Source organism: Paraburkholderia sp. 40, assembly GCF_050434105.1.
In the GTDB taxonomy this organism is placed as follows: Bacteria; Pseudomonadota; Gammaproteobacteria; order Burkholderiales; family Burkholderiaceae; genus Paraburkholderia; species Paraburkholderia tuberum.
Genome location: NZ_JBNPVY010000002.1, coordinates 49,322 through 71,336 on the forward strand (window position 1 = coordinate 49,322; position 22,015 = coordinate 71,336).

15 protein-coding genes and 2 rRNA genes are annotated in these 22,015 nt (G+C 59.3%); 11 read left to right on the forward strand and 6 right to left on the reverse strand.

The window, feature by feature from the left end:
• Nucleotides 1-319 precede the first annotated feature (319 nt).
• Nucleotides 320-3,201, forward strand: a 23S ribosomal RNA gene (locus OKW28_RS01545).
• A gap of 252 nt (nt 3,202-3,453) precedes the next feature.
• Nucleotides 3,454-3,567 (forward strand): 5S ribosomal RNA (rrf, locus tag OKW28_RS01550).
• 72 nt (nt 3,568-3,639) lie between these two features.
• Here the strand turns inward: rrf and OKW28_RS01555 are convergent.
• From OKW28_RS01555 to OKW28_RS01565, 3 genes are all read right to left on the reverse strand, one after another.
• Nucleotides 3,640-4,731 carry a lipocalin-like domain-containing protein gene (locus OKW28_RS01555; RefSeq protein WP_429446805.1) on the reverse strand — a complete coding sequence of 364 codons (1,092 nt, stop codon included), beginning with the start codon at nt 4,729-4,731 and terminating at the stop codon, nt 3,640-3,642.
• A 167-nt stretch (nt 4,732-4,898) separates the two neighbouring features.
• Complete coding sequence (locus tag OKW28_RS01560; protein ID WP_429443358.1) at nt 4,899-7,478, reverse strand: FtsX-like permease family protein; 2,580 nt, start codon at nt 7,476-7,478, stop codon at nt 4,899-4,901.
• On the reverse strand, nt 7,468-8,199 hold the full coding sequence (locus OKW28_RS01565) for an ABC transporter ATP-binding protein (RefSeq protein WP_429443361.1): 732 nt from the start codon (nt 8,197-8,199) through the stop codon (nt 7,468-7,470). The genes OKW28_RS01560 and OKW28_RS01565 overlap by 11 nt, the downstream gene beginning before the upstream one ends.
• A 683-nt stretch (nt 8,200-8,882) precedes the next feature.
• On the opposite strand from OKW28_RS01565, the gene OKW28_RS01570 reads away from it, so the two are divergent.
• The 5 genes from OKW28_RS01570 to cyoD all read left to right on the forward strand — a co-directional run bounded on the left by OKW28_RS01570 (nt 8,883) and on the right by cyoD (nt 14,697).
• Entirely contained in the window at nt 8,883-10,439 is a 1,557-nt protein-coding gene (locus OKW28_RS01570) for an NADH-quinone oxidoreductase subunit M (protein WP_429443363.1), read from the forward strand.
• Between the two features lie 392 nt (nt 10,440-10,831).
• Nucleotides 10,832-11,725, forward strand: coding sequence for a ubiquinol oxidase subunit II (cyoA, locus tag OKW28_RS01575; protein WP_429443365.1), 894 nt, complete (start codon nt 10,832-10,834; stop codon nt 11,723-11,725).
• Nucleotides 11,726-11,728: 3 nt separating this feature from the next.
• Nucleotides 11,729-13,750 carry a cytochrome o ubiquinol oxidase subunit I gene (gene cyoB / locus OKW28_RS01580; RefSeq protein WP_429443367.1) on the forward strand — a complete coding sequence of 674 codons (2,022 nt, stop codon included), beginning with the start codon at nt 11,729-11,731 and terminating at the stop codon, nt 13,748-13,750.
• Nucleotides 13,750-14,355, forward strand: coding sequence for a cytochrome o ubiquinol oxidase subunit III (cyoC, locus tag OKW28_RS01585; protein WP_429291152.1), 606 nt, complete (start codon nt 13,750-13,752; stop codon nt 14,353-14,355). The genes cyoB and cyoC overlap by 1 nt, the downstream gene beginning before the upstream one ends.
• On the forward strand, nt 14,356-14,697 hold the full coding sequence (gene cyoD / locus OKW28_RS01590) for a cytochrome o ubiquinol oxidase subunit IV (protein WP_429443369.1): 342 nt from the start codon (nt 14,356-14,358) through the stop codon (nt 14,695-14,697).
• 92 nt (nt 14,698-14,789) lie between these two features.
• Here cyoD and OKW28_RS01595 read toward each other — a convergent pair whose 3' ends face one another.
• The 3 genes from OKW28_RS01595 to OKW28_RS01605 form a co-directional block, all read right to left on the reverse strand.
• Nucleotides 14,790-16,847 (reverse strand): capsular biosynthesis protein, encoded by a 2,058-nt coding sequence (locus tag OKW28_RS01595; protein ID WP_429443371.1) that lies wholly within the window; start codon nt 16,845-16,847, stop codon nt 14,790-14,792.
• The gene (locus OKW28_RS01600; RefSeq protein WP_429446807.1) at nt 16,848-17,996 is read right to left on the reverse strand and encodes a glycosyltransferase family 4 protein; all 1,149 of its coding nucleotides are present in this window, start codon (nt 17,994-17,996) and stop codon (nt 16,848-16,850) included.
• 142 nt (nt 17,997-18,138) lie between these two features.
• Nucleotides 18,139-18,483, reverse strand: a complete 345-nt coding sequence (locus tag OKW28_RS01605) for a hypothetical protein (protein WP_429446995.1) — start codon at nt 18,481-18,483, stop codon at nt 18,139-18,141.
• A gap of 21 nt (nt 18,484-18,504) precedes the next feature.
• Between OKW28_RS01605 and OKW28_RS01610 the strand changes: the two genes are divergently transcribed.
• The 4 genes from OKW28_RS01610 (at nt 18,505) to OKW28_RS01625 (ending at nt 22,014) form a co-directional block, all read left to right on the forward strand.
• The gene (locus OKW28_RS01610; protein ID WP_429446809.1) at nt 18,505-18,624 is read left to right on the forward strand and encodes a hypothetical protein; all 120 of its coding nucleotides are present in this window, start codon (nt 18,505-18,507) and stop codon (nt 18,622-18,624) included.
• Between the two features lie 287 nt (nt 18,625-18,911).
• Nucleotides 18,912-20,084 (forward strand): polysaccharide biosynthesis/export family protein, encoded by a 1,173-nt coding sequence (locus OKW28_RS01615; RefSeq protein WP_429443374.1) that lies wholly within the window; start codon nt 18,912-18,914, stop codon nt 20,082-20,084.
• Between the two features lie 39 nt (nt 20,085-20,123).
• Nucleotides 20,124-21,230 (forward strand): hypothetical protein, encoded by a 1,107-nt coding sequence (locus OKW28_RS01620; protein WP_429443377.1) that lies wholly within the window; start codon nt 20,124-20,126, stop codon nt 21,228-21,230.
• Entirely contained in the window at nt 21,220-22,014 is a 795-nt protein-coding gene (locus tag OKW28_RS01625; RefSeq protein ID WP_429443380.1) for an ABC transporter permease, read from the forward strand. The genes OKW28_RS01620 and OKW28_RS01625 overlap by 11 nt, the downstream gene beginning before the upstream one ends.
• The last annotated feature ends 1 nt before the right edge of the window (nt 22,015 follow it).

Here is a 22,015-nt window from a genome sequence, read left to right on the forward strand (position 1 = left end):
GCGATTGAGCCAGTCAGAGCGGTATGAGGCACAGGCTTCATACCGGCTGCCGTTCTTTAACAATCAGGAAGAAGTAGTAAAGAGATTCACGAAAGCATACCTGGAGATGGGTGTGTGAGTAGGTGAATCAGGGTTGTGATTGTATCGATGTATTTTAAAGGTGATCGAAAGATTGCCTTGGAATACGGCGCAACACGAATACTCAACCTGTAACGGAACGTGAATGGTCGACTCCTTCGGGAACCTGTCCCCTCCGGGGATGGGACCAGTGTAAGCGCTAAAGCGCTAACACTGGTCGACAGAGACACACCCGTTATAGGGTCAAGCGAACAAGTGCATGTGGTGGATGCCTTGGCGATCACAGGCGATGAAGGACGCGGTAGCCTGCGAAAAGCTCCGGGGAGCTGGCAAACGAGCATTGATCCGGAGATGTCCGAATGGGGAAACCCACTCCTAATGGAGTATCCGTAGCTGAATCCATAGGCTGCGTGAGGCGAACGCGGTGAACTGAAACATCTAAGTAACCGCAGGAAAAGAAATCAACCGAGATTCCCAGAGTAGTGGCGAGCGAAATGGGATCAGCCTGTACACGTTATCTGTATTGTTAGTCGAACGCTCTGGAAAGTGCGGCCATAGCAGGTGATAGCCCTGTAGACGAAAACAGCATGGAAGAACTGGGTGTACGAGAAGTAGGGCGGGACACGTGAAATCCTGTCTGAAGATGGGGGGACCATCCTCCAAGGCTAAATACTCGTGATCGACCGATAGTGAACCAGTACCGTGAGGGAAAGGCGAAAAGAACCCCGGGAGGGGAGTGAAACAGATCCTGAAACCGCATGCATACAAACAGTCGGAGCCTCTGCGAAGGGGTGACGGCGTACCTTTTGTATAATGGGTCAGCGACTTACATTCAGTGGCGAGCTTAACCGATTAGGGCAGGCGTAGCGAAAGCGAGTCCGAACAGGGCGTCCAGTCGCTGGGTGTAGACCCGAAACCAGGTGATCTATCCATGGCCAGGTTGAAGGCACGGTAACACGTGCTGGAGGACCGAACCCACTAACGTTGAAAAGTTAGGGGATGAGCTGTGGATAGGGGTGAAAGGCTAAACAAACCTGGAAATAGCTGGTTCTCTCCGAAAACTATTTAGGTAGTGCCTCGTGTATCACCTTCGGGGGTAGAGCACTGTCATGGTTGTGGGGTCCATTGCGGATTACTACGCCATAGCAAACTCCGAATACCGAAGAGTGCAATCACGGGAGACAGACATCGGGTGCTAACGTCCGGTGTCAAGAGGGAAACAACCCAGACCGCCAGCTAAGGTCCCCAAATATGGCTAAGTGGGAAACGAAGTGGGAAGGCTAAAACAGTCAGGAGGTTGGCTTAGAAGCAGCCACCCTTTAAAGAAAGCGTAATAGCTCACTGATCGAGTCGTCCTGCGCGGAAGATGTAACGGGGCTAAGCCATATACCGAAGCTGCGGATGCACAGTAATGTGCATGGTAGGAGAGCGTTCCGTAAGCCTGCGAAGGTGCACTGGAAAGTGTGCTGGAGGTATCGGAAGTGCGAATGCTGACATGAGTAGCGATAAAGGGGGTGAAAGGCCCCCTCGCCGTAAGCCCAAGGTTTCCTACGCAACGTTCATCGGCGTAGGGTGAGTCGGCCCCTAAGGCGAGGCAGAAATGCGTAGCTGATGGGAAGCAGATTAATATTTCTGCACCATTGTGAAATGCGATGGGGGGACGGATCGCGGAAGGTTGTCCGGGTGTTGGAAGTCCCGGTCCTTGCATTGGAGAAGGCGCTTTGGCAAATCCGGGCGCGGAATTCAAGGGTGCGAGGCGAGTCGCTCAGGCGACGAAGCAACTGGAAGGGGTTCCAGGAAAAGCCTCTAAGCTTCAGTTTCACAGTGACCGTACCGCAAACCGACACAGGTGGGCGAGATGAGTATTCTAAGGCGCTTGAGAGAACTCGGGAGAAGGAACTCGGCAAATTGGTACCGTAACTTCGGGATAAGGTACGCCCTCATAGCCTGACTGGCCTGCGCCAGAAGGGTGAAAGGGTTGCAATAAACTGGTGGCTGCGACTGTTTAATAAAAACACAGCACTCTGCAAACACGAAAGTGGACGTATAGGGTGTGACGCCTGCCCGGTGCCGGAAGATTAAATGATGGGGTGCAAGCTCCTGATTGAAGTCCCGGTAAACGGCGGCCGTAACTATAACGGTCCTAAGGTAGCGAAATTCCTTGTCGGGTAAGTTCCGACCTGCACGAATGGCGTAACGATGGCCACACTGTCTCCTCCCGAGACTCAGCGAAGTTGAAGTGTTTGTGATGATGCAATCTCCCCGCGGCTAGACGGAAAGACCCCATGAACCTTTACTGTAGCTTTGCATTGGACTTTGAACCGGTCTGTGTAGGATAGGTGGGAGGCTATGAAGCGTGGACGCCAGTCTGCGTGGAGCCGTCCTTGAAATACCACCCTGATCTGTTTGAGGTTCTAACCTTGACCCGTGATCCGGGTCGGGGACAGTGCATGGTAGGCAGTTTGACTGGGGCGGTCTCCTCCCAAAGTGTAACGGAGGAGTACGAAGGTACGCTAGGTACGGTCGGAAATCGTGCTGATAGTGCAATGGCATAAGCGTGCTTGACTGTGAGACTGACAAGTCGAACAGGTGCGAAAGCAGGTCATAGTGATCCGGTGGTTCTGTATGGAAGGGCCATCGCTCAACGGATAAAAGGTACTCTGGGGATAACAGGCTGATACCGCCCAAGAGTTCATATCGACGGCGGTGTTTGGCACCTCGATGTCGGCTCATCTCATCCTGGGGCTGTAGCCGGTCCCAAGGGTATGGCTGTTCGCCATTTAAAGAGGTACGTGAGCTGGGTTTAAAACGTCGTGAGACAGTTTGGTCCCTATCTGCCGTGGGCGCTGGATATTTGAAGGGGGCTGCTCCTAGTACGAGAGGACCGGAGTGGACGAACCTCTGGTGTACCGGTTGTCACGCCAGTGGCATCGCCGGGTAGCTATGTTCGGAAGAGATAACCGCTGAAAGCATCTAAGCGGGAAACTCGCCTTAAGATGAGATATCCCCGGGGCTTCGAGCCCCTTGAAGGGTCGTTCAAGACCAGGACGTTGATAGGTCAGGTGTGCACGTACAGTAATGTACTGAGCTAACTGATACTAATTGCCCGTAAGGCTTGATCCTATAACCGGTGTGTTTTGCGGTCAGCGTGAACGCTTCAGCTGTCGGCCGGAGTTAGTGCTTCAGCACTTACTCCGGGCCCATGCAAAGCTCTTACCCGGACCCCACCCCCGAAGGGGGCAGGAACACGCACACGGTTGAGATCGGTGTTGTGCCAGAAACAACACAACCCCCACCCGAATCCTTTACGCTTCTTCCCGATTGGCTGTGGCGCAACCGGTTGACTCCAACCCTGCGACGCAGCAACCCGTCATGCCTGATGACCATAGCGAGTCGGTCCCACCCCTTCCCATCCCGAACAGGACCGTGAAACGACTCCACGCCGATGATAGTGCGGATTGCCCGTGTGAAAGTAGGTAATCGTCAGGCTCCTCCCCAGTCAGAAACCCCACCCGCCGCGGTGGGGTTTTTGCGTTTACGCGGCCGACTTTGCGCGCTTCACTACTTTCCGATCCGCAACGCATCCGCGTAACCCGTCAGTTCCAGATAGGCTCGCCCTACATCCGCATTCTGTTGACTCACCCGTACCGCGCCTTCCCAATACACGGCACCTGTCGACTGTCGTGAGTCGAGTTCCTGATCGTCCATTAGCGGATCGAGTTGCCATGTCAGCGTTCCCGCTCTAACCGTCATCGAGACCGGATACAAAGTATTCGTTTGCGGCGAGCGCCACATGCGACGCGGCGTGAAGTCGACTTCACCGGGGTCGAAATTCGTTACCTGACCATCGGGTCTGCGAAGCGTCGCGTGGGCCCATATTGCATGTCCGTCGCGGCTACGGATCTTGAATGCCATTAGCGCCGAGCCGTCCGTCAAATTGGCGCCGAGCCAATCCCATCCGACCGCATTGGCGTCGAGCAACGTGCTCGACCACTCGTGATCGAGCCATGCGGTCCCCGTCACTGCTGCATCGCGCGTCGTGTCGTCTTCACCTCCGGCTGGGCGCACCACAGTGCCCGTCACGCGGAGTTGCGGTTCGCTGTAGTAATAGCTCGCCTGTTCGGGCCGCGGTCCTTTGCGCGAGTAACCGCGCTCGCCCTGAATCAGCGGAGGCTGCGTTGGCGCGAGTTGGAGGTGTAGCGAGAATCCGCTTGCATCGGCGGTGACGTCGTAGTGGCCGTCCGCGGCGCGAATCATTTTCCAGGCGTCGAGTTTGACGTCGGTGTTGGCGGTCTTCGCGTAGGCGAGCCCGAGACCCTGCCGAGCGATGCGTTGATCGTGAACGAGGTGTCCGATGGCCGGATCGCTCAACGCAGCGTGCGCGATGATCAGTTGCGACGGGGCGAAATCGCTTGGATCGGCGGCATCGTGACCAGTCGCCGTACGAAAGAACGTGATCTGGAATCCGAGCGGTCGGTTGTCGGGCGTCGTGAGCCAGCCTGTCGCGTACCACCATTCGGTGCGGAAAGCCGGATGAGCACCGCTGTCCCGCGGAAACGAGATCGGATGGTCTGGCGTGACTGCCGCGAAGACGACCGGGGTGGATCCAGTGGAGTCGCTACTAGCGGCGAAAGAGGGCGACACAGCGGCTATGCCAATCCAAAGTAGCCATCGGAAAAAGAGCTGAAGGCGCCGCGGAGGTGACCCGCCGTGTCGGCGCGCGATGCACGTTGCGCAGCCATCAAGCGCAGAGCAAACCTCGCGAATGGCCGCGCTATCCCAGATCAACCGAATTTTCCACGCACGCCGTGCAGCTGGCATCACCAGTCCTCCTTCACCGCGCGCACTGCATCCACCGACACCGCGCCGCGTCCCGCGACCACCGCCGTCGTACACGACAGCACCAGCATTACCAACGCGACTGTGCCCAGCACGAACCACGGTACATGCAGCGACATGCTCCAGTGAAACGACTGTGGATTGACGACGAACACGAGAATCAGGCTGATCGCGAAACCAAGCGCGAAACCGAGCGCAATGCCGCATGCGGTGAGCAGACCGCCCTCCGAAGCGAGGATCGCGAGAATCTGCGCGCGCGTCACCCCGACGTGGCGCAACATCCCGAACTCACGGGCGCGCGCGAGCGTCTGCGCGGAAAACGTCGCTGCGACGCCGAACAATCCGATCACGATCGCCACCGCCTCGAGCAGATACGTGACCGCGAAACTGCGATCGAAGATCACCAGCGTGCGCGCACGGATCTCGCCCGGTTGCGACACCTCGAGCGAAGCGCCGAACGGCAGCGCCTTCAAACTTGCGACGACGCGTTCGACATTCACGCCCGGCTCGACGCTCACGGCGACATCGGTTGCGGTGGAGTCGCCGGTCAGCCGCCGATAATCGGCAAGCCGTATCTGGATCGCGCCGCTCTGCCGCGCGTAGTCGCGCCAGACGCCGGCTACGACGAACGTCTGGCCATGCTCGCCGAGCGACAACCGCACATGTTGACCTAACTCATACCCATACAGGTCGATCATTGCTTCGGAGACCCAAATAGGTATGTCGCCGGCGCGAAGCGCGGACGGCGGCAGCACCGCGCCGGTCATCTGCAGAGTCGCGCCCGGATCGGTCGCATCGATTTCGCGGGCGAGCAGCGCGACGTCCGGGCGCGCGGGATCGAGCGTCAGACGTGTGATGCGCGCGAACGCGGCGTTGCCGATGCCGGGCACCGTCGCGATGCGCGTCTGTTCGTCGGGCCGCAAGCCGCCACTGTCGCCGCTATTGCCGCCCGACGCTACGCGCACATACAGATCGGCGGACAGCAGATGCGTGATCCAGTCGTCGACAGACACGCGGAAGCTGGCCACCATGATCGCCATCGCGACGATCAGCGCGAAGCTCGACAGCACGCCGCCCATCGCGATCGACGCCTGCCCCGGCGCATTCGCGAGACGCGCAATCGCGAGCGTGCCCGTCGCGCCCGCGCGGCGTCGCGTGCCGCGCGCGCGGCCTGCCGCGCCGAATATCAGCGCGGTCACGCGCGGCATCAGCGCAATGCCGCCGACGAGCAGCAACGCGACCGCCAGATAACCGGCGATCGGCGCATCGAACCACGGCGGCACGCGCGTCAGCGCGGCGGCCGCCAGCAAACAGCCGAACGCCGGCCACGGCGTGGCGAGCCGCGCCAATGCGCTTTCCTCGGCGCCGGCCTTGAGTGCCGGGGCAGGCCGTGCGCGGGCAGCGTCGATAGCGGGCGCTACGCTGCCCAACACCGACACCGCGACCCCGAGCGCGAGAAACACCGCGCTCGCGAGCGGCTCGAAACCGACTCGCGGTTGCACGCCCGGAAAATAGCCGCCGCCGAGATCGCTGCCGAAGAAGCGCAGCGCACCGCTGGCCATCGCGTAGCCGAGCGCAAGTCCACACAACGAGCCGAGCAACCCGAGCAGCGCGCCTTCAAGCAGGATCTGCCGCAATAGCTGAGCTCGCGTGAGCCCGAGCACGCGCAGCATCGCGAATTGCGATCGGCGTCGCACGACACCGAGTGCCTGAGTCGAAAACACGAGGAACGCGCCCGTGAACAGCGCGACCAGCGCGAGCACGTTCATGTTGATCCGGTAAGCACGCGACAGGCGATCGGTGCGGCTCTCAGTGTCGCGCGTCTCGGCGACTACCCATGTGCTGCCGAGCTGCTGTTGCAGATCGCGTTTGAAGCGTTGCCGATCGACGCCGCGTGCGAGTTGCACGTCAACGCGCGTCAGCTTGCCCACCTTGCCGAATCGCCATTGCGCGGCGGCGATGTCCATCACCGCGAGCCGTTGACCCGGCCGCGTGCGCACGAGCCCACCCGCGACGCGCAGATGCAGGTCCGACGTACCGCTGCGTAGCGTGACGTCGTCGCCGGTCTTGACGTTCAGCCATTGCTGCGCGGCCGTCGACAGAAATATCGCATCGGAGGCGAGCGTGTCGAACGGGCGATCGGGCGAGGGCACGCCGATCAGATCGGGCGTGATCGACCTCGCCTTGAAGACGTCGATGCCGAGAACGGGCAGTGCACCGGTGCGGCCCGGCACCGCGACGTCGAGCGCGAGCACGGGACTAGCCAGCACCACGCCCGGTTCGTTGGCGAGTCGCGGATAGAGGGACTCGTCGACGAAAGGCTGCGCGCCGCGCACCTGCAAATCCGCTTCGCCTGACAGACTGCGCGCGGCCGCCGAGAATTCGTTGAAGGCGGCGCTGTTGATCAATTGCACCGCGTAGCCGAGCGCGACGCCTAGCGCGATCGTCGCGATGGCGACGAGTGCGCGTCCGCGATGACTGCGCCATTCCGCGACCATCAGCCAGCGCGCGAGAACACGATATCCCGGCGCGCGCGGCAGTGGACGAAGATCAACGGCCATCGTGGGTCGAGCGGGCCGCGGCGTGGGCGACGTTCGCGGCCTTATCGCGCGCGCCATGCAAGTCGCCCTCGCTCAGGATCAACACGCGGTCGGCCACGGCGGCCGCGGCCTCCGAATGCGTGACCATGATCGTCGCCGCGCCGGTTGCCTTGCTTTGCGCGCGGAACAGGCCGAGCACGTCGCGCGCGGTGGCAGGGTCGAGGTTGCCGGTCGGTTCGTCGGCGAGAAGCAGCGTCGGACGATGCACGAGTGCGCGTGCAATGGCTACACGCTGCAACTCGCCGCCGGAGAGATCGCGCGGAAAGTCGTCGCCGCGTCCGCCGAGGCCGACCGCCGCGAGCATGTCGAGCGCGGCGGCCGTCGGTAGATCATTGAGCAGCAGCGGCAGCGCGACGTTCTGCGCGAGCGTCAGATGCGGCAGCACGTGAAACGCCTGGAACACGAAGCCGAGCTTCTGGCGCCGCAGTCTCGTCGCGGCGTTGTCGTCGAGTTGCTCGACCGGGCGTCCGTCGATTAGCACGCTGCCGCTATCGGCGCGGTCGAGCCCGGCGATCAGGTTGAGCAATGTCGACTTGCCGACGCCCGAGTCGCCCATGATCGCGACGAACTCGCCCGCTGCAAGTGTGAAGTCGAGCTGCGCGAGCACGATGCGGCCGGTGCCGTACCGCTTGCTCAAGCCACGGCATTCGAGTGCGGGTACGACGTCGTCACGAAGCGCCATGCGAGGAGGTCCGGAAAAGGAGTCGGGCGAGGGGAGCCCGCTGCGCGAATTGAGTGTGCCTCGCCGCGCGAGTTTCTGCAGCAGTTACCATGGCGCGGCGCTGGTCTGTGTAAGGAAAACGGAAGATTCGTGCGCCTGGAGTGGAACATTTTCCGCGCACCTTGATCGAGGCGCGCGGCACCGCTAGCGACCTCCTCGCCGGTCGGTTTAGACCGCCCGTACAAAAATTTTTTTATCGCCGACGAGGCAAATTTTTGTTGGTTGCCGCTCGTCCCCGACCGTCAAAAAGCACTGGACAGCACGATCCGTTCCAGTCGAACCAGCCCCATAAACAGCGAATGTCTAACAGCGGCCAACCTCCGGGTAATTGCCAGCTTTTGCTGCCAAACTGCCGAGGCCTAACGACGCCTTTGTAACAATGTGCAAGCGCACATTTCGATGCCTTTTGCAAGCGCCCACGTCGCAACAATGTATTGTGGCGCGGATTTCGCGGCTGTTGCGATGCAAAATTATTCTTATCTTGGTAATCTCCCACCTTGGTCAGTCGGCAGCGGGTAAACGTGTAGCGGGAAACCCCTCCACGCGTCAATTTCAGCGAACTCCGACTTACATTTCCATTTCAATGCCTGTTCGTTTCAGGGGCGTTGACGGGGCGTTTTGTACTTCAAGTTTTGACAGAGCACATGCCATTGCCTCTCCTAAGTCTTCTCATCTGGATCCCCATCGTCGCCGGGTTCGTGGTTCTGCGCGCCGGGTCGGACGCGGCGCGTAATCGCACGCGCTGGCTCGCGCTGATCGGCGCGGTGGCGGGTTTCTTGCCGGTGATCCCGCTCGTGGCGAGTTTCCGTAACGACGTGACCTCGATGCAGTTCGTCGAGAACGTCCGCTGGTCGCCGACGTTCGATATCGCATGGCATGTGGGAATCGACGGGATTTCGCTGTGGCTCGTCGCGCTGACCGCGCTGACGACGATCATCATCGTGATCGCATCTTGGGAGTCGATCACGCAGCGCACCGCCCAGTACTTCGGCGCGTTCCTGATGCTGTCGGGCTTCATGCAGGGTGTGTTCACGTCCCTCGACGGCATGATGTTCTTCATTGCGTTCGAGGCGACGCTGATCCCGCTGTATCTGCTGATCGGCATCTACGGTCACAAGAACCGCACGTACGCGGCGGTGAAGTTCTTCTTCGTGTCGTTCCTCGGCTCGCTGATGATGCTGATGTCGCTGCTCTACCTGTATAGCCAGACGCACAGCTTCGACCTCGCCGTGTGGCGCGAAGCGCACCTCGACATGGTGCCGCAGGCGCTGATCTTCCTCGGCTTTCTTGCCGCGTTCGGCGTGAAGGTGCCGATGTGGCCGCTGCACACGTGGCTGCCCGACGTGCACCTCGACGGCCCGACGGGCGCCGCGGTGATGATCGGCATGCTGAAGATCGGCGGCTACGGTCTGCTGCGTTTTGCGCTGCCGATCGCGCCGCAAGCGAGCCATTTCTTCGCGCCGATGATGATCACGCTGTCGCTCGTCGCGGTGATCTATTCGAGCCTGCTCGCACTCGTGCAGACCGACATGCGCCGCCTGCTCGCGTATTCGACGGTCGCGCATATGGGCCTCGTCACGCTCGGTCTGTTCGTCTTCAACCGCTTCGGCCAGTCCGGCGCAATCGTGCAGATGATCTCGTACGGCGTGGTGTCCGGCGCGATGCTGTTGTGCACCGGCATGCTCTACGACCGCACGAAATCCGCGTCGATCGCCGAATACGGCGGCGTCGCCAACACGATGCCGCGCTTTGCCGCTTTCGTGATGCTGTTCTCGATGGCCAACATCGGTCTGCCGGGCACGTCGGGTTTCGTCGGCGAATTCATGGTGCTGATGGGCGCGATCCGCTTCAACTTCTGGATCGGTGCGATCGCCGCGACCACCCTGATCCTGAGCGCGGCCTACACACTGTGGATGTACAAGCGCGTGATCTTCGGTGCGATCGCCAACGCGCGCGTCGCGAAGCTGAAGGACCTCGGCAAGCGCGAGTTCGCGCTGCTCGGTGCGTTGGCGCTGCTGGTGCTCGCGATCGGTCTCGACCCGAAGCCTTTCACCGATGCGATCGATCCGTCGGTCGGCACGCTGCTCGCGCAATCGGAACGCTCGGCGCTGCCTTCGGATTCCGTGCCGACGGAGGGCGGCGAGCATCTGCAGGCAGCGGCGCCCGGACCGGCTCCCGTCGCCATGCACACGCCGGGTTAACAGAACAGAGCGCAAGAGTCGTTGTCGCATTCGCGCGTCAGGATGCGGCGACGCTCTTGCGCTTTTGCGCGTCGTTATCAATCCCTTTGTGAATGCATGCGTGTTGCAGTACGTCGAAAAACCGCTGCGCGTCCAGCGATTTTTAGCGCGTATTTCAGGGGACTTTTGCGATGCGTCAGCTTTTCGATGCTTCGTTTCGAAGCGTCGCAAACGACGCTGGTGAATAGGGTGTGCGGGGAAATGCGGCAACGTGTCGCACTGCGTCGCGACGCAATAGATCGTTGCTAAATGGAGTGTTTATTAGCATCCGATGCCCCCCTATTATGCGAGCGCTTATTAATGGAGAGCCGTCGAATGACGTTCGTTGAAGTCAAAAAAACGAGGCAGTGGATATGAAAGGACGGACGCTGAGAAGGCCGGCAAGTTTCATTTCCGCCAGCCTCATATTGCTGCTTTCGGGTTGCAGCAACCTCGATATTCTGAATCCGAAGGGGAGTGTGGGACTCGCGGAGCGTGATCTGATCGCGACTTCGGTGTGGGCCATGCTGATCGTCGTGGTGCCGGTCATTCTGATGACACTGTTTTTCGCGTGGCGTTACCGCGCATCGAACAGCAACGCCGAATACCGTCCAGGTTGGACGCATTCCACCGCGATCGAAGTTGCCGTCTGGACCATTCCGGCGCTGATCATTTTGTTTCTCGCCGTGTTGACGTGGAAGAGCACGCATGAGCTCGATCCGTATCGTCCGCTCGAGTCGCAGGTCAAACCGATCAACGTCGAAGTCGTCGCGCTCGACTGGAAGTGGCTGTTCATTTATCCGGACCTCGGCATCGCGTCGGTGAACCAGCTCGCGATCCCGGTCGGCACGCCGGTGAACTTCCGGATCACGTCGGACACGGTGATGAACTCGTTCTTCATCCCGCAGCTGGGCGGCCAGATCTACGCGATGGCGGGCATGCAGACGCGCCTGCACCTGATCGCCGATCACGCCGGCGACTACGCGGGCACCTCGGCAAACTTCAGCGGCAAGGGCTTCTCGGACATGAAGTTCCGCACGCTCGCGACGTCGCCTGAAGACTTCAATGCCTGGGTTGCGAAGGTCCGCGCTTCGTCGGACCGCCTCGACATGGACCGCTATCACGCGGTGTCCGAGCCGAGCGAAAAGGACCCGGTGCGGTACTTCTCGACGGTCGATCCGAAGCTCTTCAACAACATCATTGCCCGCTACAACAACGGCAACGTCATCGACAACATGAAAGACGCCAACTGTGCGCCTAAGGGGTAACTCATGTTCGGAAAACTAACTCTCGATGCGATTCCGTATCACGAGCCCATCATCGTTACGGCGGGCGGCGGGATGGTACTCGCCGCGCTGGCGGTGCTCGCCGGGATCACGTATTTCGGCAAATGGCGCTACCTGTGGACCGAATGGCTGACGTCCGTCGACCATAAGAAGATCGGTGTCATGTACATCTTCGTTGCGTTCATCATGCTGCTGCGCGGCTTCGCCGACGCGATCATGATGCGTATGCAGCTGGCGCTGTCGTACCTGAGCCCGGGCTTTTTGCCACCGCATCACTACGACCAGGTCTTCACCGCGCACGGCGTCATCATGATCTTCTTCATGGCGATGGCGTTCATGATCGGTTTGATGAACATCGTCGTGCCGCTGCAGATCGGCGCGCGCGACGTCGCGTTCCCGTTCATCAACTCGCTGAGCTTCTGGATGACGGCAGTCAGCGCGATCCTGATCAACATCTCGCTGGTGATCGGTGAATTCGCACAGACGGGCTGGCTCGCTTATCCGCCGTTGTCGGAATTGCAGTTCAGCCCTGGTGTAGGCGTCGACTATTACCTGTGGAGCCTGCAGATCTCTGGTATCGGCACGTTGCTGACCGGTGTGAACTTCTTCGTGACGATCGTGAAGATGCGCGCTCCGGGCATGTCGTGGATGAAGGTGCCGGTGTTCACGTGGACCTCGTTGTGCGCGAACGTGCTGATCATGGCGTCGTTCCCGATCCTGACCGTCACGCTCGCGCTGCTCGGTCTCGACCGCTACCTCGGCATGCACTTCTTCACGAACGATGCCGGCGGCAACGCGATGCTGTACCTGAACCTGATCTGGGCATGGGGTCACCCCGAGGTGTACATCCTGATCCTGCCGGCGTTCGGTATCTTCTCGGAAGTCGTCGCGACCTTCGCTAAAAAGCCGCTGTTCGGCTACAAGACGATGGTATGGGCGACCTGCGCGATCATGGTGCTGTCGTTCCTCGTGTGGCTGCACCACTTCTTCACGATGGGTTCGGGCGCGGACGTGAACGCGTTCTTCGGCATCGCGACGATGGTGATTTCGATTCCGACCGGCGTCAAAGTGTTCAACTGGCTGTTTACGATCTACAAGGGCCGTCTGCAATTCACGACGCCGGTTCTGTGGACGATCGGCTTCATCATCACTTTCACGATCGGCGGTATGACCGGTGTGATGCTGGCGATTCCGGGCGCGGACTTCATGCTGCACAACAGCCTGTTCCTGATCGCTCACTTCCATAACGTAATTATCGGTGGCGTGCTGTTCGGCTATCTGGCCGGCTTCAACTACTGGTTCCCGAAGGCGTTCGGCTTCAAGCTGAACGAGAAGCTCGGCAAGGCCGCGTTCTGGTTCTGGCAGATCGGCTTCTGGGTTGCGTTCACGCCGCTGTACGTGCTCGGCTTCATGGGCATGACGCGTCGTCTGAACCACTACGACAACCCGACCTGGCATCCGTGGCTGATCGCCGCCGCGTTCGGCGCGGTGCTGATCGCGATCGGTATCGCTTGCCAACTGCTGCAACTGGTCGTCAGCATCCGCGATCGCAACCTGAAGGAAAACCGCGACCTCACGGGCGATCCGTGGGACGGTCATACGCTGGAATGGGCGACGAGTTCGCCGCCGCCGGCTTATAACTTCGCGCACATCCCGGACGTCCGCTCGCTCGACGCGTTCACCGAAATGAAGTCGCGCAAGGGCGGTGTGAAAGTGCCGGCGTATCGCGACATTCACATGCCGTCGAATACGTCCGCGGGTCTGTTGGTGGGTCTGTTCTCGCTGGTGCTCGGTTTTGCCGGTGTGTGGCACATCTGGTGGCTTGCGATCGTTGGCGCGGTCGGCGCGATCGCCACCGTGATCATCTACAGCTTCATGGACAACGACGGCTATTACATTCCTGCCGACACTGTCGCGCTGATTGAAGAGAATCGCAACGGCGGTGCTGGTGCCGTGGCCGGTGTCGGCGCAAGCGCCGGCAAGCAGGTCGCGCTGGAGGTGGACTGATGTTACAGAAGACAATTGCGGTTGAGCCGCAACTCGCGCCGGACCATGTGCCGTCGCACTCGGTGTTCGGTTTCTGGCTGTACCTGATGACCGACTGCATCCTCTTCGCGGCGCTGTTCGCGGTGTTCGCGGTGATGAGCCACCAGTTCGCGGGCGGTCCGAGCGGCAAGGACCTGTTCGAGATTCCGGGCGTCGCACTTGAAACGACGATGCTGCTGCTCTCAAGTATCACGTACGGCTTCGCGATGCTCGGCGCGCACAAGAACCGCAAGGGCGTGCTGCTCGGCTGGCTCGGCGTGACGTTCCTGCTGGGCCTCGCGTTCCTCGTGCTGGAAATGCGCGAGTTCTCGCACCTGATCGCCGAAGGCGCGGGTCCGAGCCGCAGCGCGTTCCTGTCGTCGTTCTTCACGCTGGTCGGCACGCACGGTCTGCACGTGACGTTCGGCCTGATCTGGATGGTGGTGCTGGCGCTGCAGGTGATGCGTCATCGCGACCTGACCGAACGCGACATGATCCGTCTGACGTGCCTGAGCCTTTTCTGGCACTTCCTCGACGTCGTGTGGATCGGCGTTTTCACCTTTGTCTATCTTGCGAGCGTGATCTAAATGGACCATAGTCATAGCGCCCATGGCGCACACTCGGAAGGCGGTCACGGCAGCTTCGGCAGCTATACGGCGGGCTTCGTGCTCTCCGTCATTCTGACCGTCGCGGCATTCGCGCTCGTGATGACCGGCACGTTGACGGGCCAGAGCGCGTTGCTCGCGATCGCGGGTCTCGCGTTCGTGCAGATCCTCGTGCATCTGGTGTTCTTCCTGCACATGAACACGTCGTCGTCGCAGCGCTGGAACGTGACGGCGTTTGCGTTCACCGTGCTGACCGCTGTTATCGTCGTTGGCGGGACGTTGTGGGTGTTGCATAACGTCAGCATGAATATGATGTCGCGCTAGGCGGATAACGCTTTAGCGTCAGCCTCGGAAAAAAGCCCCGCAAGATTTCGATCTTGCGGGGCTTTTGTTTTGTCTGGACGGTTGTTTTTTTACTATGCTCGTGGCGCGCGCTTTTGCTGAAGGCGCCATATGGCGTGGCGAATTGCATTGCGGCTCCAGCGAAAAGCTTTGAGAAGCGGCCGCATCCGGTTGCCGCGTACTTTTTCGAGCGGCCGTGCGGCTTGTGGTGCGAGTTGTTCGACCACGGCTTCCGGGGTCGTGAAGAGACGGGTTTTCCAATCGAAGTACAGTGGATAGCGCAGCAGCACGCCCGCGCACAGCATGTCGAGCGTCAATGTGCGATGACGCCACGGCAGCGGCGCGAGCGCGTCGTGGGTGAGTCCCCAGCCCGCGTAGAACGGCAGCCCGTAGGTGAACACCGCTTTGCCGCGCAACAGCGCGTCGAAGCCCGCAAGCGACGAGAGCGTGTGAACTTCATCAGCCGCATCGACGAGCGACAGCAGGTCCGCTTCGGTATCGACGACGTCGGCGAGTTGCTGCGCGTCGATCAGACCATTGCGATTGCCTGATAGCACGTCGGGATGCGGTTTGTAGACGACGAATGCGTCGGGACGCAGGCGGCGGACTTCGCGCAGCAGCGCATCGGCGGTGCCGATTGCGCGCGTGCCGAGGCGGATCGATGCATCGTCCGCGACCTGGCCGGGGACCAGCACGATTTGCTTGCCCGACGTTGCGGTCCATGCAGGGCGCCGGCGGCCGAGGTTGTACTTGGTGACGCCGAGTTGCACGACCTTGTTGCGAAGTGCCGCGGCGCGCGCCAACTCTGCTTCGCTGAACACCGTTTCGTTGAGCAGCACGCTGAGATCGCTCGGCTGGCTGGCGTCGAAGTACAGTCCGCGGCGATCGATCACCTGACTGCGCGGCGCGATCCTGTCGGAACCGAGACCTGTCGAGTGGAAGAAGCCGTCTTCGATTCGGACGCGACGAATTTCCGGCGCGAGGCCGTCTGCGCTGCGCGCGCCCCACAGGACCGCGCACTCGTGGGCTTGCACCGATTGCGGTTCGGCGGTCCACCGTAATGCCGAATTGCCCGCGGTGATGTATGGCGTCGCGAACGGGCGCTTCCACCATTGAAAACGTAGTGCCGCTACGGCGTGCAGATCGGCGAAGCGTTGCTGGACTGCATGCTGCAGCTCGATGCTGTCGAGCAGATCGTCGAGCGTGCCGGCAGCATGCGTGGACGGATTCAGATAGCGCGTCGAGCGGACGAACACCACGTTGAACAAGGTGGCGAGCGTGGGGCGCGCGGTGCGGTTTGGCAAGGGCTGATCGTCGTGCGTCAGGCCCCAGCCCGCGTAATACGGTGCGCCGAATACGTGAACACGTGCGCCGGCCAACAGCGCATGCATGCCTTCCGACGCGCCGAGCGTGTAGACGTGATCGACGTGAGGCAGAGCGGCGCACAGGGATTCGTGGTCGGCGAGGCGTCTTGTGCCGACGGGCAGCATCGGTTCCGATGATGTGGACACCCAGCGGCCTCGTCCTGGATCGTTCGACTGAGCAATCCAGAATTCGGCGTGTGGATGAGCGCTCATCGCGGATTGCAGCATTCGCGCAAAAGTTTTGGGCGAATAGCGCGCCGCGGTTGCGCTCGATCCTTTTGAGCGTATGCGTTCGTCGATCAGCAGTACGCGTTCCTTGCTTCGTGGTTCGAGTAGCGCGACGGGGCAGCAGGATTGCGAGTCACGTATTGCCGATGCGTGACTGCGCGCGAACCGTTGCATCAACCGTTGCGATTGGAAGGCGGTTTGGGAACTGCGATTCCGTTCTGTTGCGCTCGCGAGTGCTTCGTTCAGCGCGGTGGCGAATGTCTCCGGGCTGGCATCGGCAAGCGGCATCGAAAACCATGACAACAGAGGCGTGCCGGACGGTCCACGCGACCAGACCGGCCCGGGCCACGCGGCGTTGATTTGCTTGCGGAGTAGACATGCGACCCACAATGCAATACGCCCATACCAACGATCGATCCATACATGCTCGACGTTCCGTTGACGGAGTCCGCTCCAGAGACGAAAGCCGCGCGTCAGACTGCGCAGATCGATTGCGAGGTTCCCAGATGCCTGTTCGTTGGCGATGACGCGTTGCTCCATTTAGCGCAGCGTTTCCAGAAGGGCGTCGACGCGTTCGAAATGCTCGGCCCACGTGGGCTCTCGGAATCGTTCGATGCGGCTTAGCTGCGCGTCGCGCTCGGGGCTATTCGCTTGTGCGTAGGCCTGAATGCGCGCGAGCCAGCCGGGGCCGTCGAGTGGATCCAGATAGTCGGGAATGTCGTCGGCGATCTCGTGGAAGACGGCGAGATCGCTCGCGAGTACCGGTACTTTCAGCGCGAGTGCTTCGGCGAGTGGCATGCCGTAGCCTTCAACGAACGACGGAAAGAGCAGCGCCTGGCAGTGTTGTAGATACGCGTGCAGCTTTTCGTCGGAGCAGTGGGCTTCTTCTATTACGACGCCTTTTAGCGGTTCGCTACGCTCCAGCATATCGATCACATTTTCGCATTCCCAACCGCGGCGGCCGATTACCACGAGCTTTGGTGCTTCTGCGCCGAGTTGTTCAACGAGGCGGCGCCAGACGTGAAGCATAAACCAGTGGTTTTTGCGCGGCTCGATGGTGCCAAGCATGACGAAGTAAGGGGTGAGAAGCGGGCGCGGCGCGAGCTTGCGCGCGGCGACGCCCGAGGCGAGGCGCGCGACAACGGTGGGGGGCAGCCAAAGATTAGCGCTTTGCGCTTCGGTGGCGAGCGAGTCTAGTGTGGCTTGGGAGTTTGCGATCAAGCCACTGGCATGCCTTAGTGCGGTGTGAACGCGGTACCGATGTGTTGCGTCGACGCCAGGGCGGCAGTACTCGGCGTGGGTTAGAGGGATTAAATCGTGGAGCATGAAGACGGGGCGAATCTGGCGCCTTGTCATTGCCCTGTAATAACGTCCAAATTCCATCCCATTGTGGCTAGTGTGCAACAGAATTCCGCGAAGTTTTGTTTCTCGCAGCCGATTAAGGCACGCACGGGCGACAAGTGCACGGATTGCATTTCGATTGCATGTGGATGAGAGAAGCCATGCAAACGTTTGCTGCGAGTCTCGTTCAGTTAAAACCGTGGAAAAGCCCCGTTCGCTGAGAACGGCGTGCGCTCTCGCGCCGTACTTTTGAATATACGCGAGGCCTACCCGATCCACGCCCGTTGGCAAAAGCCCGTCGTAAAGGCGCGTGAGCAAGCGCGAAATGTCCAGAAAGAGGGGTGACACGAGATTGTTGGGTGATATGTGAGTTAGCGCGCGGAACTTTTTGAAATTGCTAGTGTTGATTTTCAATCACAGCGTGCCATTCTACCCGAGTGCATGAGACAATTCGCGCCGAAAGTTTTGCTTGCTAACTTTGCCGGCTGTTTCAACAAATGTCGCGTCTGTCTACTCGTATTGTTTTAACTGATGCTGCCGGCACACCCAAAAAAGGGGAGATCATGCACTGGGTCGCTCTCGCGACGGGCTCAGCACGAAGATTCACGCGCTGGTTGATGGCTTGGGCATGCTTGCAAAATTCCGCCTCACGGGCGGTCAAGCTGGCGACTAACCCGAAGCCATGGCATTGCCGGGAGACGTGATGCCTGCCATCCTCGAGGTCGACAAAACATACGATGCGGACGCGCTGATACCACATCCGCATACGCTCTAGGTGCAGATCGTCATTCCGAGTCGCGCCAGTCGACTGGAACAGCGTGATCTGGACAAACATCTGTACTGCTCCCGTAATCTGGTGGAACGTTCCTTTGCACGCATCAAGCAATTTCGTCGAATCGCCATGCGATCCGACAAACTATCCGAGCGTTACTCGGCATTCATCGCCCTCGCTGCCGCGTTCATATGGCTAATTTGAATTTGTCAACAGACTTTAGGCCCATCGGGTGCAGCGACCACGTAGCGTGCATGGTATCTGCATGAGGCCGCCGTGCTCCACCGAATTGCAAGCAACGCGAGGCGGACGCTGCTCAGGACCACCCGGAAATATTTGACGTAATTTTTAGTATTGTGGGCAGGACTTGCTCGTACAACAGGATGCGGAAATCGGTGCTATCTGTGGTAAACGGCATCAACAATGAAATGGGCTGATTCCTCATCGCGAAGCAATGGAAACGGCTTTTTGAAAGAACGGATCACAATAATATGTTGAGCTTCTATCGTAGTACGTGGTTGGCAGTTGCCGTAGGCAGCATGTTGGGTTTGGGGGCTTGTGCGTGGGTTCCGTCGGCGGGGCCATCCCGCGCACAGGTCGATGAGGCTGGTGCGCGGAATAACGAGAACGGGATCCAAATTGTCGATGTGACCGACCAGGTTGCCCGTAGGCTTTTTTCGCAACGGGGCAAAGATGACTTCGCGGCCGTTCTCGGAGGCAATTATGTTTTTCAGCAGCAGCTAGGTGTGGGCGATAGAGTGGTCGTCTCTATCTGGGAAGCGCCTCCTGCTACGTTGTTTAGTGGCGGTGCAGCCGAAATATCTGTGTCCGGAGTGCCGAGCGGAGCGCGTGTAACCACGCTACCTGAACAGGTAGTGAACGGGGATGGCGATATCTCCGTGCCGTTTCTCGGCGAAGTGAGGGCTGCCAGCCGTACCCCCACCCAATTGCAGGCAGATATCGCAGTGCGTCTGAAACCGCTGGCGCATGATCCTCAGGTGCTGGTGCGCCTGATCAATAATGAAACGTCTTATGTGACCGTCGTGGGTGACGTGTCCAATAGCACCCGCATGCCGCTCAGCGCACGCGGGGAGCGCGTGCTGGACGCGCTTGCATCCGCCGGCGGCGTAAAACAGCCCGTGGACAAGATCATGATCCAGGTGACTCGTGGTAATACGGTTGCCTCGGAACCCTTGCAGACCGTGATTCGCAATCCGCGCCAGAACGTGCCGCTTAAGGCGGGTGATGTTGTGACAGCGCTGTTCCAGCCGTACAGCTTTACGGCGCTTGGCGCAGCGGGCAAGAACTCGGAAGTCAATTTTGAGGCGCAAGGGATCAATCTTGCCCAGGCCTTGGCGCGCGCCGGCGGTCTGGATGATAACCGCTCGGATGCCAAGGGTGTTTATGTCTTTCGTTTCGAGGACGCGAACGCGCTGAGCTGGCCGAGTCAGCCGGTGCGTACCACAGCAGAAGGCAAGGTTCCGGTCGTTTATCGGATCGACCTTAAAAACCCCGATGCGTTTTTTGTCGCCCAGAGTTTCGTGATGGAGAACAAGGACGTTTTATACATCTCGGATGCACCGGTTGCCGATGCTCAGAAGGTGCTGAACCTAGTGTTCTCCTTGGTTTATCCGGTGGTCTACGGCGTTCAAACGTTTAAATAAAAGAGCCGGGACCTTGAAAAAAGAATTTTGCGAATGGTTATGAAATTTTTTCAGCGTATCAACCGATTGTTCCTGCTGACAGTCGTACTTCCTACCGCCATCTCGATCATTTATTTCGGGCTTGTTGCGAGCGATCAATATACGTCGGTCAGCAGTTTTTTGATTCGTAGCCCGGAAAACAACAATACCTCGGCGCTCGGCGGCTTGCTCAAGGGGGTGAGCGGGTTTTCCCAATCGAATAACGATTCCTATACGGTTAAGGACTATATCGAGTCCCGTGATGCGTTGAAGGTGCTGGACGATCGCCTGCATATCAAGGACGCCTTCGGCAAGGATTCGATCGACCTCGTGAACCGGTTTTCGCCGTTCGGCGGAGAAAACAGCATGGAGGATTTTTATCGTTATTACGGCAAGAAAATTGTAACGGCCGAGATTGATAGCAGTTCCTCCATCGTTACGCTGAGCACGGATGCATTTGACGCCGATCTCGCTTGGCGTATGAATAAGCAATTGCTCGACCTGAGCGAGCAGATCGTGAATCAGATGAACGAGCGTGCGCGGCAGGATCTGATGAACGCCGCGCAGCGTGATGTGGAGGTTGCAAAGGAACATGATCGTGTCGCCACCCTGGCACTGGCGAGCTATCGTAATTCCGCAGGTGTGATCGACCCCGAACGCCAGTCGTCCGTTCCACTGCAGCAAGTCGGCAAGCTTCAGGACGATCTGATTGCCACGCGTGTGCAGATTGCGGAGATGCAGCGACTGTCTCCTGCGAATCCGGGGCTGCCTAGCCTGCAGGAGCGTGCGACTGTCCTGCAGCAGGAAATCGATAAGATCAACCGGAACATTGCTGGTGAGCCGGGACATTCTCTGGCCAGTAAGGCCGCAACGTTCCAGCAACTGACGCTGGAGAAGGAATTCGCGGACAAGATTCTTGCCAGCGCGATTACTTCGCTGGAGCAGGCTCGAGTCGAGGCCGAACGCAAGCAGCTTTATCTCGAGCGCATTTCGGATCCGAGCCTGCCCGATCGCGCCATGGCGCCTCGCCGGGGCCGGAATATTCTGGCGACCTTCCTGTTGGGTTTGATTCTCTGGGGCGTGTTGACGATCGTGATTGGTGGAGTGAGAGAGCACTATGACCGTTGAGCAACAACAGCCGACTTTCTGGAAACAACTGGGTATTCAGCGCCGGGTTCTATGGGCGCTGGTTATGCGGGAAATGATCACACGCTTTGGCCGGGAAGGGCTGGGCGTGCTGTGGATGATGGCCGAGCCCGCGATGTTCGTAGTGGGCGTGATGGTTATTTTTTCGCAGACAGAAAGAATGGCGAAATATAACGTCGCGGAGTATCTGGCGGTAAGCTACCCGACCATTCTCTTTTGGAGAAACAGTACTGGTCGGGTACTGAAAGCGATTGAATATAATCGTTCGCTTCTGCATTACAAGCCGATTCGCCCGATGGATATCATTTACTCCAGAATTATTCTGGAATTCGCGGGTGCAACAGCCTCCTTTTTTGTGCTCTACACGGTTCTCGTCGTGATAGGTATCTGCCAGGCTCCGGCGGATTTGTTGACCATGATCCTGGGATTCTTCTTGGTAGTGTGGTTCTCATTCAATTTTGTGGTCTTGATGGCGGCGTTGTCGGAGTTGAGTGATACGGTTGAGCGGATCTCGCATTTGATCCTGTATTTGATGCTTCCGTTTACTGGGGTTTTTCTCCCGACGTATTTGTTACCGCATCATATCGGAGAGATGTTGACTTATTTTCCATTGATCGATGCCGTTGAATATTTCCATCACGGGTATTACGGTTCGAGAATGGAGACTTTATATCATCTGGATTATACCGTGGCAGTGCTTTCGTTCTTTACTCTTTTTTCGCTTTCGATTTCGCATTTTGCGATTCGGCGCGTACAATTGAATTGAG